Origin of the sequence: Fibrisoma limi BUZ 3, assembly GCF_000296815.2 — a bacterium.
GTDB lineage: Bacteria > Bacteroidota > Bacteroidia > Cytophagales > Spirosomataceae > Fibrisoma > Fibrisoma limi.
The window spans coordinates 376,600-391,974 of record NZ_CAIT01000010.1; the positions used below are offsets into that span (position 1 = coordinate 376,600).

Sequence of the window (15,375 nt, forward strand, 5' to 3'; positions counted from 1 at the left end):
TCGATAAGTGGCTTTTACACCCAGGACGATTAATCAACTTTGTTCTATGCAAGCATCTCGTCGCAAATTCATAAAGGGCCTGTCGGCCGCTTCGGCGCTGGTAGCAACCCAGGGCCTGGCACGCCCGCTCGGATTCAACTACATTCCGAACCTGAAGAAGGTTAGCCCAAACGACAAAATCCGGATTGCTACCATCGGTATGGGTATTCAGGGAAACTACGATACCCGGGCCGCCCTGCGTAACCCCGACGTTGAACTGGTGGCCGTGGCCGATTTGTATCAGGGACGGCTCGACACGGCGAAAACGGCGTTTAATAACCCTGACCTGTTCACCACCCGCGACTTTCGCGAAGTTCTGGCCCGCCCGGATGTAGACGCGGTGCTTGTCGTGACGCCCGACCACTGGCACGATCACATTACCATCGCGGCCCTGAAAGCGGGTAAGCATGTGTATTGCGAGAAGCCGATGGTGCATCACATCAACGAAGGCAAGGCCGTAATCGACGCCTGGAAAAAGTCGGGCAAGACCATGCAGGTAGGTAGCCAGCGAATCAGCAGCGCGGCTTTCCAGGAAGCCAAGCGAATGGTGCAGGCGGGCGACATCGGTGCCATCAACTACATCGAGTCCAACAACGACCGTTTCAACGCCATTGGTGCCTGGAACTACTCCATTCCGCCCGATGCTTCGGCGAAAACACTGGACTGGGACCGGTTCCTGGGCGATGCGCCCAAGCGTGCGTTCGAGCCCAAACGATTCTTTCGCTGGCGGAATTACAGGGACTACGGCACGGGCGTAGCCGGCGACCTGTTCGTTCACCTCATTACGGGCGTACATTTCGTGACTAATTCGCTGGGCCCCAACCGAATTTTTTCGTCGGGTAACCTTGCCTACTGGAAAGACGGCCGCGACGTACCTGATGTGATGACGAGCATCATGGATTACCCCAAAACGGACCAACACGAAGCCTTTCAGATGGTGCTGCGGGTGAACTTCGCCAACGCGGGTAAGATTCAGAACGTAACGCGCATCATTGGAAACGAAGGCCAGATCGAGTTTTCGGAGGATAACCTGATCCTGACCAAGAAGAAATTGCCGCTGGCCCCCGGCTACGGCAATTACGACAGCTTCTTTACGTTTACGCCGGAAGTGCAGCAGGAGTTTGTGCGGAAGTACGATGCGCAGTACCCACCCGAAAGCCGTTCGGCCGAGCCGGTGAAAGAGGTTCGCTTCGAATCTCCGAAAGACGACGATGCACATGCCAAGCACTTCGGCGACTTCTTCAAGAACGTGCGCGAGGGCAGTCAGGGCACGATCGAGGACCCGGTGTTCGGTTTCCGGGCTGCGGCACCGGTGCTGGCCTGCAACGAAAGCTATTTCGACAACAAGGTGGTGTACTGGGACCCCGTTACAATGACGAAAACCACTGGAGCTGCCCCAGCCAAAAAAACGGGGACTCCTGTTAAAAAGACAGTAGCAACAGCGAAGAGTAGCGCTAAAAAATCATAAAGGCTGTCAGCGGTTTGTTTGCCCTACAGTGGTCTGCTGAAAGGACCGGTGTAGGGCAATCGTCTGACCGGCTATACAGCGGTGGTTTTTGCCACCGGCCGCACCTTGCCGGCTACCCGGACCGCTACGTTGGAGCCTTCGGCGTAAAAAACGGAATAGGGCGTTGCGGTCAAATACGGAACAAAGGCGTCGCCGTAAAGACTGGCTACGTCGGCATCAAAAAAGGCGTTGCTGACCGTCGCAATCTGCCAGGGTATGTGTTCAACCTGATATTCAAGCGAGGTTGTGGCATTGAGAGCATTATAACCCCAATAGTGTTCAAAGATGAACGACTCGGCGCTGTCGGGCGTCATATCGTGCAAATCGCTATCGACCGTAGCGCCAAGTTTGTTCCAACGGCCGTTGTACTTCCACTCAAAATTCAGCCGGGTTTGGCCCCCGTCGATCTGGGTAATCTGATGCCGCATGGACATGGCCCGGTAGTGCTCATTATAGAGCGTGTTGGCGATCAGCGCAATGATTGGTTTGGGTACGATTTCGCTGACGAATACGGTGCCGCGCTTCCAGTGGGTGCCGTCGTAATGCCTGACGTAAAAACGGAGGTTAACTTCTTCAAAATTGACGTGCCACGGCCACTTAACGCCCAGTACGCGTGTGTCCAGAAACAGGAAGCCAACCATACTTACCAGCGCTTTACCCTGCCACAAGTCCAGTTCGGTGGCTGGCGGCAGGTACGGTTCCAGAACAGCCGGGTCAACTTCGTAATTCAGCATCAGTAGCTTACGCCATTGCGCTGTCAAAAACGTTCGCTTAGTCATATCTCACTGTCAATTCCGTGTGGAGCCGATTTGTTTAACGTAGCGCATTCGGGCAGATCAACCCGGACAGAGCAGGCCAGGAACCAGGTGAGTTTGTATGAGCTTTGTGTAACGCTGACCCGAACGTAGTTTGTAGCTCCTGATCCGATATGCCTTTTCTCTGCACCCTGCTGGGCCTTTTATTGCCCCTATACGCCTTTGCACAGTCGTATTTTCCCGTCCCGCCGGTCGCCGACGCCAGCCGGTTTGCGACCCGGCTACCCCGAACAGCTTCGATGTTAACAGGCGCTACGTCAGCGCAGTCTCAGGAAGTACGGGTGCTGGTATACGGGCAGTCAATCAGTATGCAGGACTGGTGGAAACAGGTTAAGCATTTTCTGGAGCAGCGCTACCCGCAGGCTAACCTGGTGATGGTCAACAAAGCGATTGGTGGCTTCAGCTCCGATCGCCTGAAACTCATGGTCGATAACGATGTGGTGGCGTTTTACCCAGACCTGATCTTGTTTCATGACTACGGCAACGAGGACGATTACGAACAGATCATCCGAACCATTCGCAGCCGGACTACGGCGGAAATAGCTATCCAGACCGATCACGTAGCGGTTGGGCAAAACGAGACCTGGCATGATCGTCATTGCAACGTGTGGCTGCCGGCGCTGTGCGACAAGTACCAACTGGCGTTGATTGACATCCGGACGGCCTGGAAAGCATACCTGGCCCAGAACAAGTTGTCAGCATCGACCTTACTAACCGATAATGTCCACCTGAACGACCACGGAAACTACCTGATGGCAGAAATCATCAAGCGCTATTTCGAAACGCTGCCCACCGGGCCAGTGTCCTTGGCTGGGGTACATGTGCTGAAAGCCGGCAAGGACTTTACCGTTCGAAAAGACAGACTTCGCCTGCCGGTGACTGGCAACCGGGTTGATCTGGTTTGGAGCCCCTCAACGAGCAGCGCTTCCGTGTTGGTGGATGGTCAAAAGCCGTTGGCCACACTGGGTTGCTACTACCATACCCGGCCGAGTCGCAAGCCCGATGGTTTCTTCCTGACCCATATCGGTCAGCCGCTCACCGTCCAATTGGCTGGGCAGCCTCAGGCCGAGGACTGGACGTTGACCATTACGGCCGTTGACAGCGTCCGGCAGGAAGTTGGCTTTCGGGTGAGCGGTTCAAAAACGGGCCACGATGGAGAGGGTAGCAGCGATAAGCCGTTTACCTCCCGCTCCGGACGTATCGTGATAGAACCGTACTACTGGTTCCGGCGGAAGAACCCCGGCGATTTCCGGCAGTTCTCCTGGCTGAAACCGGGCGATACGTTACGTTGGCAGGTGGCCTCCATGTGCCGTGATACGATCAGCCCCGCCGATGGACGAACGGTGACAGTTCTGCAGGGGGTGGCCAATGGCGAGCACGTACTCGAATTGTCCGGCCGGGCGCTGTCGGGGCTGCACGAAATCCGGGTGTATCAGCCGCCGTTGCGGGACTAGTTTGACACTTACCCGCTGTACAACTAAGGGGTATACAACCAGACTTCATGTTTGGCCAGGCTGTTACCAGCACGAACAACGCTTATACCAAAGGCCAGCGGAAAGACGACTGAAGCTTTACCCGCTTACCGGTTTGCCCGGAGGTTCGAGCGGCCTCGATTATTTCCAGTACGTGCAGCGCGTGCTCAGCCTGAATAAGAGGCTCTTTACCCAGAGCTATGTGCTCGGCAATGACAGACGCTCCCATTTCCCAACGATAATCGGACGGGTCCGTAACGTAGCGCTGTCCTTTTTCATCGGCGGCCGTGGCCAGATCGACGCCAAAAGGAGCCCAGTCGTAACCGATCAGGGCCAAGTTGCCCTGGGTGCCCCAGACGGTGATGGTTGGTTTTTCTTGGCCCGTTCCTTCGTGACCGTATGGATCAAAGTAGTTGAAGCCGCACTGCACGTGTGAGAGAGTACCGTTGCCGTGGTCGATCAGGACCATGGCATTGTCTTCCGCTTCGACCGGGACATCCCCTTTGTTGTCGGTTTTGCGGGTGGGTGTAACAATGCTCGTCATGGCCATGACGGATCGGGCGGGACCAAGCAGACCGGTCAATGTAGCCAGGTTATAAACGCCCAGATCAGGAAGGCTACCACCGCCTTTCTCGTAGAAGAAAGCCGACCAGGTTGGTCCTAAATGCCCGTAGTGTGCATGAGCAGCTGACACTTTGCCCAGTTTACCGGCCTTGATTGCCTGGGCCATAAAGGCAAACTGCGGGCTCATCACGACCGCCGGAGCTCCCCAGATACGAAGTTGTTTCTTCTGCGCCAGCTCGAGCAGTTCGCGGCCTTCGCGGTAGTTATTGGCCATTGGTTTTTCGCTCCATATGTGCTTACCGGCCAGCAGTGCCTGTTTGTTCAGCCGACCGTGTTCCTGCATGTTAGTCAGGTTAACGAGCAGATCGAACGGAGCGCCGGCCAGCAATTGGTCAATGTGCGGGTAATGATTCGGAATGTTGTATTTACTGGCCGCTTTCTGCGCCCGTTCGGGAATGATGTCGCAGGTACTGACCAGTTCCACATAAGGCGATTTCGACAGGTGTGGCAGGTACATATTCGACACGCTACCGCAACCAATGACAGCCAGACGAATTTTCCGGTCGACCGTTCCGGGCGGAGTATCAGGTACCGGCCGGCTTTTCGCGAGGGCTGGTTGGGTTAAGGCAGCTACTGTTCCGAGGGCTCCTACCTGGTTGAGGAATTCGGATCGGCTGATGGATTTAGGCGATTTCATACGGTGAATCAGTAATTATTGCTATCCTGAAAATAGTAAGACTTGACTAATTATCGACGGTGGTAAATAGTGTTTCTTGGTAATACATAGTTGATTTGTAGTCTTTTACTTTAGTTGCCCTGATGCGTTTTTGTCAGTCTGCACGTTTGCCTGCTACCATCACTTCTTCACGAAAAACGGTACGTTCGCCGTGGCCCAATGCCCTTTTCCATCGTAGGCGTAAACGAACAGGCGGTACGGTCCTTCTTCGGCTGGAGCCTGAAACGAAATTTGGCGGTTGTCGGGTGCGTTGATCAAACCGGGTAGGGCAGGGGGGCGCTTCTCGCCGTTGCCGCCGTACGGAAAGCTGGTGCCTTCGCGCAGTACTTCCCAATTGTAGCGGATTGGGTCACTTTCCGGGTCGGTCACCCAAACCGTAGCCTGATACGATTGACCGGGTTGCAGGTACACACCATCGTAAGCCGTTTGATTGCCGATTTTGACCGAATCCAGCCGGGGAGTGCGGTTGGCAGGCCATTTACCCGTCCAGGCGTGGTGCATTACGTCGACGGCTTCCGTTTCCAGACCATTTTCGTCGAACATGCCAAACCACGTATGTGTACGTTCCTGGTGCTGCCGCCAGAGGAAGACGTAGGACCCAACACACAGTGCTTTGTCGGCTGCAATTGCATTGTCGTAGCGCTCACGGTACTTGTCGGCCTTCATGCTGCTGGTTTCCTCAATGGGCACTTTCCAGGGTGTTTTGCGAACCTGCCAGAAACCGGTTGGCCCCCATTCCGTCACGGCATAGGGTTTCTGCCAGCCGAACTGCCGAAGCCACTGCGGAATTTTGTTCAGATCGCCGTACTCGTTGATGCCCAGCAGATCGAGGTCTGGGCACTTGGTGAGTAAATCCTTGATTTTTTCGGCACTGATGGAGCCGACGACCGTCATAATGGGGTGGTTAGGGTCAATCCGGTGGATCTCCTGCGCCAGTGCGTTGACGGCGTCCCAAACGTTCAGGTTGTATTTGTCTTTGACGTTGGCCTGAATAAAATCCAGTTCGTTACCCAGCGCCCACATCAGCACCGCCGGATGATCCTTGGTCTGCCGAACAATCTCCAGCACCTTGTCGTGTTGTTGCCGCACGGCTTCGGTGTCGCCGTAGTTCATGCCATCCCGCTCCGCACGTACGGGTAGGTTCACCAATACCGTCAGGCCCAGTGCGTGGGCTTTGTCGAGGCTTCTGCTGTTGGCGCGGATCGAGTTGCCGCCGTATTGTTTCAGCTTTTCAAGGTAGTCGCTGCCAACGGCCCCTTTGATGAAATAGGGTTTGTTGTTAACGAGCAGTTGATACGTTCCGTTTTGCTGTGTAAGCCGGACGGTTGATGGCCGGGTTGCCTGAGCAGAAACTGATTCCCAGATAAGTAAGGGGAGCAGGAAAGACAAAACGTGTTTCATACAGTGCGAAAAAGGGCCGTTTTAGTCGACGGCCCAATTAACGCATGATTCCTATATTTTCTGACCTTGTCTGTGTGGCTTGGCCCGGACATCCTACATCACCGACTGGAGTTTCTGCTCTAGCACTGCTTTTGGAACGGCTCCGATGACTTTGTCGATCAGTTTGCCGTTGCGGAAGAACAACAGGGTTGGCGCGCTGCGAATACCGAATTGAGCCGGAATGCGGGCGTTCTGATCGACGTCCATTTTCGCGACCAAAGCCTGCCCGTCGTATTCGGCCGCTAATTGTTCCACCGATGGGCCAATCAGGCGGCAGGGACCGCACCACTCCGCCGTGAAATCGACCATGACGGGTTTATCAGACTTGATCAGTTCGTTGAAATTTGCGTCGGTTGCTTCAATCGTTTTAGAGGCCATGATGTTTGTCGGTTTGTTGGTTGATCAGCTACGTTGGCAGCAACCGTTGAGAGAGGGTTTTCATCGCTGCGTGAGTTAATTCCAGCCGACCACGATTATCACCCACGCCATCTGATTTTTTTGCTCCGACCAAACCCGGACGTGTCACTCGGAAAGAAATTACACGGCCCCTTTCTGATTCGTGGCGACGCGTTTGATCTGCTGAATGCACTTGTACTTCTGGTTATTGGCCGTATGGCGATTCTTCCAGCCCATTGTCTGCATAAGCGAATCGAGCGGTTCCTGTTCGAAGTACACAGACGTCAGCACGCGCTGGCAGTTGCCCGTAATCTGACCCAGCCATTGATGAACCTGTTCAGCCTGGTTGTCGTCCACTGCTTCCGTTTCGACTAAGGCTGTCTCATTCAATAGAGAAGCCAGGTACGTCTCGTTGTCGGTCGTGATCAGCTTTTCATCGCGCAATCGCTTCAGCCAGTTGTTTCGGGCAATGGCATACAGGTACGTTTTCAGCGACGACGTCAGCGTAAAGTCGTCCTGTCGGATCTTTTCCAACAGAACGATCACCGTTTCCTGGAACAGATCTTCGGCATCCCGATCATTACCGTGGTTCTGCTTAACCAGATGGGCGATGGTAGGGAAGTAAGCGGTATATAATAACTCATAAGCGGAGGCCGTACCCGACCGAAGCTCATAGAGGAAGTGGTTTTCACAAGGCGATACCATACACGATTCAGACTGAGCGACCTCTTTATACCGCGCAAAGGACAAAATCACCCAAAAGATTCAAATTTAATTGCAGCATTGAGGTAGCGGTCATGGACTTATTCCCAACAATTCATAAGTACAATCGTACATCTCTGATTTTATTTATGACATATCATACAGCTTCCTTTCGGATTGGCGCTCCACAAGGAGCAGTTTTGCACGGACAGCTCAGCAACGCTGGGTGCAAATTCACTCAATACGCCAGAAAAACCGTGATTACGTTTCGTTATTTCCTGTTGGCCGGCTGGTTGCTCCTTGGGGGCCTCAACGGTTGTAAACCCGATCAGACAGAAGTTGATCCCTCAAAACCCAACACTGAACAACCCAACCCGACGGGAGAGGTGACCGAAGTGGGACAGCCCGACGGAGTGGTCATCAGTAAAACAATCGGGCCGGAAGGCGGTACGTTGAGCACCGCCGACGGTCGGATTCGACTGACTCTGCCAGCCGGAGCTATTGACAAAGCCACAACCATCTCGATTCAGCCCATTACTAACCACACACCGAACGGTGTAGGGCAGTCGTATCGGTTTATGCCCGATGGCCTACAGTTTAAGAAACCGGCAACGCTGACGTTTCACCATACCGAATCAGACGTAGAAGACAGTGCACCATCAGCCCTCGGAGTTGCCTATCAGCGCACTAACAAAATTTGGTACGCTGTGCCGGGTAAGCAGGTAGACACGCAGAAACGAGAGGTGTCTGTGGCTATGCCTCATTTCAGCGACTGGAGTTTATTTGAGCAGTTTCATTTAACGGGTTCAGGTTCCTTTCTGGACCTGGGCGAGTCAATGACGCTGGAAGTTGTTGAAATAGCGCCGTTAACGGGCAATGGCGAAGAGCCGCTGATCAGTAAAACCACCGGCGGACAAGCTAATGATGGTTTAAAATGGGCGTTGATTGGCGAAGGCACTCTAAAACCGGATAAACACGCAGCTACCTACACAGCTCCGCGTACGCTCCCCAAACAAAACCCGGTCACGATCTCCGTTGAAATGACGTTTGCCAACAGCCCCGTCAAACTGATTCTGGTACGTGAGGTATACATTGGACGGGGGTATATTAAGCTAAACTTTTTAGGACAGGAGCGGCTCTATACACTCGGTGTATTTCTGGACGATGAAGAACCGGAGTACTCGGCTATCATCGGAGGAACAAGTTCTGAAATGTTCAGCATCAACTTCAGTAATGGCAAGGAGGGGAGCGTTATCCCGTTTTATTACGATAGAGAGCCTGGAAAGTGCCGGGTCAACTTTGAGTTCAATGGAGGTAAGCAGTACGATTCTGGCCACGACTGGTGCAATGGCGAAGATATGATTGCCAATGGTCAGGTGGTTTTAGAGAAATACGAGCCGGGCAAGTTTGTGAAAGGTACCATTTCGGGTAATCTGATTGATTACGAAGATGAATGTACCAGATCCGGCCCACCAATCAGTGGGGAGTTTTTTGTCAGAGCTATGCCGAGGTAGCCATCTGGTGTGAACCGCCAGCAAAGGAAAATAGATTTCATTGGGTAAATTACTGGTGTTTTGGTAGTTTACCCACATGACGCTTCCTCCGCTGGACCTTATCTTACTGCTTGGCTCCGTACAGGGCTTTATTCTGGCTGTATTGCTATGGACGAGCCGGAAAGGAAACCGCGTGAGTAACCGGCTACTGGCGCGGTTGATCGGTATTCTGGCGTTGGCGAGCCTGGCTGTGGGGAACCCCAGTTCGAACGTCTGGGTACGTCACGCCATCGACCTGTTGCCTTTTTTCATTATCATGCCGGTGGGGCCAATCATTTATTTCTACGTGCAGTCGGTGCTCAATCCGGAGTTTCGACTGGGCAGTAGGGAGCGACGACACTTCTACCCCATGCTGCTCGATTGCGGAGCACCGCTGATGGGCTGGACATTCATCATCGGTGCGTTGCTGGGCGTTTTCAATCCGAAAGACGGCCCCAACTGGGGATACGTAATGGATGAATACAACGCCTACGTAGACATTCCGCGCTGGATTTCCTGTACGATCTACCTCGTGCTGACGCACCGGTTCCTGGCCCGGCAGTCGGCGGGTCCGGCTTCTGAAACCGAGGGGCAACGTCGGCGCTGGCTACGACAACTTGTGAATGTGTTTCTGGGGTTTCAGGTCATCTGGCTGTTACACCTGATTCCGTATATCGTACCGGCCTGGCGCGACCCGCTGCTCGATCAACTGGACTGGTACCCTATCTACATTCCCATCACCATTATGATCTACTGGTTGGGTCTGCGGGGGTATCTTCATGCCCGAATCAGTGCAGCCGATATTACAATCCGGAAACCCAGCACGGCATCCATTCCCGCCGAAACGGTCGCGAAAACGGCTTACTCGCTGAAGACGGCTATGGAAACCGACAAGCTATACCTCGACCCGGAACTGACGGTCGAGAAACTGGCGCGGCACGTTCAACTACCTCCCAAAATCATCTCATCAGTACTCAACCAGAAACTGCAAAAAAGCTTCAATAGCTTCGTCAACGAATACCGCATCGAAGCCGTAAAACAGCGCCTGACCAATTCGGCCAGCGAGCATCTCACCCTGACGGGCATAGCCTTTGAGTGCGGCTTCAATTCACAGGCTACCTTCCAGCGGACGTTCAAGCAGATGACTGGTGTTTCGCCTAAGGAGTACATTGGGCGACAAACGACGGCCGGATCAGCCTAGGTAACGTAGTTTCGTTGTGGCGGTTGAAAAAACGTATCTGCCACTCATCCCTGATTTTTTCCTTTAATAATCAATATATACCATTAAGGGTTAATTTTTACAAAGTACCTTGTTTAGCATAGTACTATACTATACATTCGTCTTGGTTGAGGATACAAAATGATCATACACAATTAGCCTTTCCGCTATTAAACGTAAATCAATATGGAATTAAACATTACTAATATTTCCAAGACCTATCCCAACGGTGTAGCCGCCCTAAAACATGTTTCTCTTCGTATTCCGAAGGGCATGTATGGGCTACTTGGCCCCAATGGGGCGGGTAAATCTACACTAATGCGGATTTTGGCAACTCTCCAGGACCCCAGCGAAGGAACAATACACCTTGGAGAGACTGATGTGCTCAACAGTAAGGATGAAGTCAGAAAAACACTGGGCTATCTGCCTCAGGAATTCGGTTTGTATCCAAAGGCAACTGCTGAAAACCTGCTGGATTATTTTGCAGTGCTCAAAGGCTTTTCACAAAAAGCCTCCCGGCGGGAGGTTGTTGAATCACTACTGAAAAAAGTGAATCTCTGGGACGCACGCAGGCTAAAGCTGGGCGGCTTTTCGGGTGGGATGCGCCAGCGTTTCGGAATTGCCGTGGCGCTGCTTGGCAATCCAAAGCTACTCATAGTGGATGAGCCTACCGCCGGCCTTGATCCGACCGAGCGGGTGAGGTTCCTCAATCTGCTGAGTGAGTTGGGAGAAAACAGTGTGGTGCTCCTCTCAACCCATATCGTAGAGGACGTGTCGGAACTATGCACGAACATGGCCATCATCAACAAAGGGGAGATCCTGCTGGAAACGCAGCCTCTGGTAGCCATACGGTCACTACGTGGAAAGATATGGCGGCTGATGATTGACAAAAGTAGACTGCCGGAGATCGAGACCAATTACCAGGTAATCTCAACCAAATTATTCTCGGGCAAAACGGTGGTTCATGTCTACAGTAACACAAACCCGGGCAATGGATTTGACATGGTTGAGCCGGATCTGGAAGATGTTTATTTCAGCACCATGACGGGTCATATGGGAAGTGGCAGAAAGAAACAGGAGGTAGCGCTATGAGGTTCCGCCAGATCTTCCGCTTTGAATTCAGGTATCAGCTAAGCAGCCTTTCTACCTGGATCTATTTTTTGATCGCCTTTATGCTTCCTTTCTGGTTTTCGGAGATAGTAAGACCCAATGATGATGCCGTTTACATAAATTCCCCCTTCTTTCTGATCCTGGCTACTGTCTTTACCGGTGTAATCTGGCTGCTTTCGGCCGGTACCATTGCCGGTCAGGCTGCCGCACGGGATGTACAGACCCGGATGTATCCGCTCGTATATACCACTCCGGTAAGCAAACTGGAATACCTCGGAGGACGCTTCTCGGCTGCCTTTCTTCTGAATGCCTTGATCCACACCGTGATTCCGCTAGGGTTTTTTCTGGGCTTTTACCTTCGTAAAGTAGATTCCGGGCAGATTGGACCGTTCAGGCCGGAAGCCTTCCTATCCACGTATTTCTATCTCTCCTTGCCGCTGGCATTCTATGTTACTACCTGTCAGTTTTCAGTTTCGGTGATCAGGAGGAAAGCTATCGCTGCTTTATTGGTAAGTTTCCTGCTTTTCCCTATTCTGTCGCAGCTCATCGGTTACTCGATAGCCAATTTGCTGGACAAGGCAGCGCTTTACAAACTGATTGATCTGGTAGGAATTTCTGTTCTCAAAGATATTGAAACCTGGACGCCATTTGAGAAGAACAACCGGTTCATTCCGCTCAATGGCCCCCTCCTATGGAACAGGCTGATCTGGTTTGCTATAGCAACCCTGGTACTCGTCTACAGTTACTACCGCTTTACGTTTGTTCATCAGGCTGAAAAATCAGCCCGGAAACTAAGGCAGAAAAAGGCCGATATCACGGGGGCGGACGTAGCTAGTCCGGTTCCAGATTCAAAAATTGGAATGTTTCCTCTACCCTCCTTTGGCCGTTCTGCCCGGTTTAGCCAGCTTCTTGTACTAACCCGATCTTCCTTCCGATACATTGCCGGAAGCAGGACCGGTCTCAGCCTTGTCGGTTTGTATGCCATTCTGCTGGTTGTCGTTGCGGGCCAGTTCCTGCAAGAAAAAGGAGTGCCGCAATATGCCACTCCCATGAACGTACTTCCGATGATTACCGCATCCCTGACGAATATCAATACGGGGCTGATCATCATCCCCATGCTCATTGCGTTTTTGGCCGGAGAACTGATCTGGCGTGAACGTGACTACGGGCAGCATAAAATGTCAGATACGATGCCGGTGTCCGAATGGGGGCTTTTCCTGGGGAAATACATGGGCCTGGCGCTGGTGATTGTTCTATGGATGGGGTTCCTGCTGCTGGCGGGCGTACTGATCCAGCTTACCCAGGGGGAGGCCAACATCGCGTTTGGTGTTTTTATCAAGGCGTTGTTTAGCATTCAGCTTATCAATTACCTGCTGTTTGCAATGCTGGCGCTGGCAGTGCATGTCCTGGTAAACCATAAATACCTGGGCCATGTGGCCGTACTGCTGGCGTATCTGTTCATCGCATTTGCCGAAAAACTGGGCATTGAGCACACTTTGCTCATCTATGGTTCTGACCCGGGCTGGTCCTATACCGATATGAGAGGATTTGGGCCTTTTTTAGCCCCGCTGTTCTGGTATAAAGCGTACTGGATGGGCTGGGCGTTGCTGCTGGCGGTGGTGGGCAGGTTGGCCCTGGTTCGTACAATGCCGGAAGGCTTCGGAGGCAGAATCCGGTCGATCAGAAACCGGTTTACCCGCTCTACTACGTTAACTACGCTGGCTGGATTTGCCATTATTCTGGTTACAGGAAGCTATATTTTTTACAACACCAACGTATTGAATGAGTATGTTTCTTCCCGCGAATGGATAAAGCGACAGGCGGGCTATGAACGCCACTACCGAAAATACCTTGACAGTCCTCAGCCCAGAATTACCGGTACAAAAATCACCGTTGAATTGTATCCCCAGCACAGAAAGGCGACAATCCGGGGGAGTTATAAACTGGTCAATCTGACGCCGGTACCGATTGATACCATCTGTCTTGATATCAAACCCGAGGTAGAAACCCGGAATATCCGCTTTACCAGAACGGCCCGGGCGGTAGTGGAAGACCGGCTTCATGGCTTCAATATCTATACGCTGCAAAAACCGCTTCAACCAGGGGATTCCCTACAGATGAATTTTGAGGTCGTGTGGCAGTCGAAAGGATTCCGGAATACTAATTTGGACGTTTCTGTGATAGACAATGGATCCTATTTCGTCAATCAGGAAAGGTTTCCGGCTATCGGCTACAATCTGTACCGCGAGTTGCGGACTAATCCGGAGCGAAAGAGATATGGTTTACCCAATTGGAAACTACCTTCGCTGTATGATTCTACATCACGCCAGATAAGGCAGGGTCAGGAATTGACCAGCTTTGAGGCTATAGTTGGCACCGATGAAGGCCAAACCGCCATAGCGCCTGGAAATCTGGTCCGTACATGGAAAGACAACGGCAGAAACTATTTTCACTATGCGGCCAATGCTCCCATCCGACATAAATTTTCAATCTTCTCGGCCAGGTATCGAACCTACACTTCGGTATGGAAAGACACGGTTTCCGGCAAAAAGCGGGACGTAACCTTCACCATGTATTATCATCCCGGACACGCGGATAATATAGAGCGGATAGCCAGAAGCGTGCAGGCCTCCCTCACTTATTATACCCGGACGTTCGGACCATACCCCCAGGATCATCTCACCATTATCGAGCGCTCCGGATCAGTAGGGGACTTGAATGCGGAGCCAACAGCCATTGACTACGGAGAAGCCTTTGTACTCTTAAATGTGAATGATAATCCGCAGGCACTGGATGTGATCTTTTTTGCCATGGCTCACGAAATAGCGCACCAATGGTGGGGTACAGGGCAGGTTATTCCGGCTCTTTCCGAAGGTGCCCACGTCATGTCGGAGTCGCTGGCCAACTATTCGGGTTTACAAGTGGTTGAGGAAACCTATGGTGAGGAACAGGTAAGGCTGCTGCTCAAGATGTGGCGAGACGCCTACGAAGTCCCCCGGATGGCGTATATGAACAGCCTACTTGAAGCTAACGACCCGTTTCTGGGTTACCGAAAGGGCGTAATGGCCCTGCATGCCCTTACCGGGTATACCCATAAAGAAACGGTAAACAATGCACTGAGGCAACTGCTCATCAAGTATGGAGCAAGCAAGCCACCGCTGGCCAATACCCTGGATCTTTATGGGGAACTGAAGGCCGCAACGCCCGATTCACTGCATGGTCTGCTGAGCGACTATTTTGCGAAAAACCTGTACTGGCAGTTGAAGACAGACCAGGTCCATGCGGAGCCGGTCGATGCCACCCACTGGAAAGTTAGCCTTCAGGTAAAGGCAAAAAAGTACACCATCGACAGTACGGGAGCAGATAGAATGGAGCCGCTGAACGACTGGATTGAGATTGGCGTGTTTGCACCGGGTGTCGCTTCACCGGGTGTGGCGACACCCGGTGTGGCCTCAACAAAGCCACTTTATCTGAAGAAACATAAACTAACGCAGGAGGAATCCACCATTACGGTCCTTGTCTCAGAAAAGCCGGTCCGTGCGGGCATCGACCCCAACTACCTGCTCTTTGATCTTTTTCCGGACGACAATCAGAAAAATGCGAAGATAAACGGTGATAGGATGATGAAAGGAGATGCGCTTTAACTGTAAGGTACTTAAATAAGGTGAGTATCGACGAATTGGAAGCTCCGTAGGAACGACTCTTTTCAGGTCGCTCCTACGGAGCTTCCTGGTTTCCTGACCACCTCAGGCGGGGATAATACGCTTCATTCCAGACACCACTTTAGTCTATTCAGTCAACGAAATAGCCAGTCGGCTCAGCCAGCCCTGGCCGCGGCAGAAC

11 protein-coding genes are annotated in these 15,375 nt (G+C 52.4%); 6 read left to right on the forward strand and 5 right to left on the reverse strand.

The window, feature by feature from the left end:
- The first annotated feature begins 46 nt into the window (after nucleotides 1–46).
- On the forward strand, nucleotides 47–1,507 hold the full coding sequence (locus tag BN8_RS29600) for a Gfo/Idh/MocA family protein (protein WP_009285643.1): 1,461 nt from the start codon (nucleotides 47–49) through the stop codon (nucleotides 1,505–1,507).
- A gap of 71 nt (nucleotides 1,508–1,578) precedes the next feature.
- Here the strand turns inward: BN8_RS29600 and BN8_RS29605 are convergent, their stop codons facing one another.
- Nucleotides 1,579–2,325 carry a YqjF family protein gene (locus BN8_RS29605; RefSeq protein WP_009285644.1) on the reverse strand — a complete coding sequence of 249 codons (747 nt, stop codon included), beginning with the start codon at nucleotides 2,323–2,325 and terminating at the stop codon, nucleotides 1,579–1,581.
- Between the two features lie 149 nt (nucleotides 2,326–2,474).
- Here BN8_RS29605 and BN8_RS29610 point away from each other — a divergent pair, with 149 nt between their 5' ends.
- Nucleotides 2,475–3,815: an SGNH/GDSL hydrolase family protein gene (locus BN8_RS29610; protein ID WP_009285645.1), complete on the forward strand. Its 1,341-nt coding sequence runs from the start codon at nucleotides 2,475–2,477 to the stop codon at nucleotides 3,813–3,815.
- Between the two features lie 82 nt (nucleotides 3,816–3,897).
- Here the strand turns inward: BN8_RS29610 and BN8_RS29615 are convergent, their stop codons facing one another.
- The 4 genes from BN8_RS29615 to BN8_RS29630 all read right to left on the reverse strand — a co-directional run bounded on the left by BN8_RS29615 (nucleotide 3,898) and on the right by BN8_RS29630 (nucleotide 7,674).
- On the reverse strand, nucleotides 3,898–5,094 hold the full coding sequence (locus tag BN8_RS29615; RefSeq protein WP_009285646.1) for a Gfo/Idh/MocA family protein: 1,197 nt from the start codon (nucleotides 5,092–5,094) through the stop codon (nucleotides 3,898–3,900).
- 159 nt (nucleotides 5,095–5,253) lie between these two features.
- Nucleotides 5,254–6,534 (reverse strand): glycoside hydrolase family 2 TIM barrel-domain containing protein, encoded by a 1,281-nt coding sequence (locus tag BN8_RS29620; RefSeq protein ID WP_009285647.1) that lies wholly within the window; start codon nucleotides 6,532–6,534, stop codon nucleotides 5,254–5,256.
- Between the two features lie 93 nt (nucleotides 6,535–6,627).
- A complete protein-coding gene (gene trxA / locus BN8_RS29625) occupies nucleotides 6,628–6,951 on the reverse strand; it encodes a thioredoxin (protein ID WP_009285648.1) in 324 nt (107 codons plus the stop codon).
- Between the two features lie 159 nt (nucleotides 6,952–7,110).
- On the reverse strand, nucleotides 7,111–7,674 hold the full coding sequence (locus BN8_RS29630; RefSeq protein WP_009285649.1) for an RNA polymerase sigma factor: 564 nt from the start codon (nucleotides 7,672–7,674) through the stop codon (nucleotides 7,111–7,113).
- A 146-nt stretch (nucleotides 7,675–7,820) separates the two neighbouring features.
- On the opposite strand from BN8_RS29630, the gene BN8_RS29635 reads away from it, so the two are divergent.
- The 4 genes from BN8_RS29635 (at nucleotide 7,821) to BN8_RS29650 (ending at nucleotide 15,176) form a co-directional block, all read left to right on the forward strand.
- Complete coding sequence (locus BN8_RS29635; protein ID WP_144051854.1) at nucleotides 7,821–9,185, forward strand: hypothetical protein; 1,365 nt, start codon at nucleotides 7,821–7,823, stop codon at nucleotides 9,183–9,185.
- Between the two features lie 76 nt (nucleotides 9,186–9,261).
- Entirely contained in the window at nucleotides 9,262–10,404 is a 1,143-nt protein-coding gene (locus BN8_RS29640) for a helix-turn-helix domain-containing protein (protein ID WP_009285651.1), read from the forward strand.
- A 204-nt stretch (nucleotides 10,405–10,608) separates the two neighbouring features.
- Nucleotides 10,609–11,514 carry an ABC transporter ATP-binding protein gene (locus tag BN8_RS29645; protein ID WP_009285652.1) on the forward strand — a complete coding sequence of 302 codons (906 nt, stop codon included), beginning with the start codon at nucleotides 10,609–10,611 and terminating at the stop codon, nucleotides 11,512–11,514.
- Nucleotides 11,515–11,594: 80 nt separating this feature from the next.
- Nucleotides 11,595–15,176 (forward strand): ABC transporter permease/M1 family aminopeptidase, encoded by a 3,582-nt coding sequence (locus BN8_RS29650; protein ID WP_192579106.1) that lies wholly within the window; start codon nucleotides 11,595–11,597, stop codon nucleotides 15,174–15,176.
- Nucleotides 15,177–15,375: the final 199 nt, after the last annotated feature.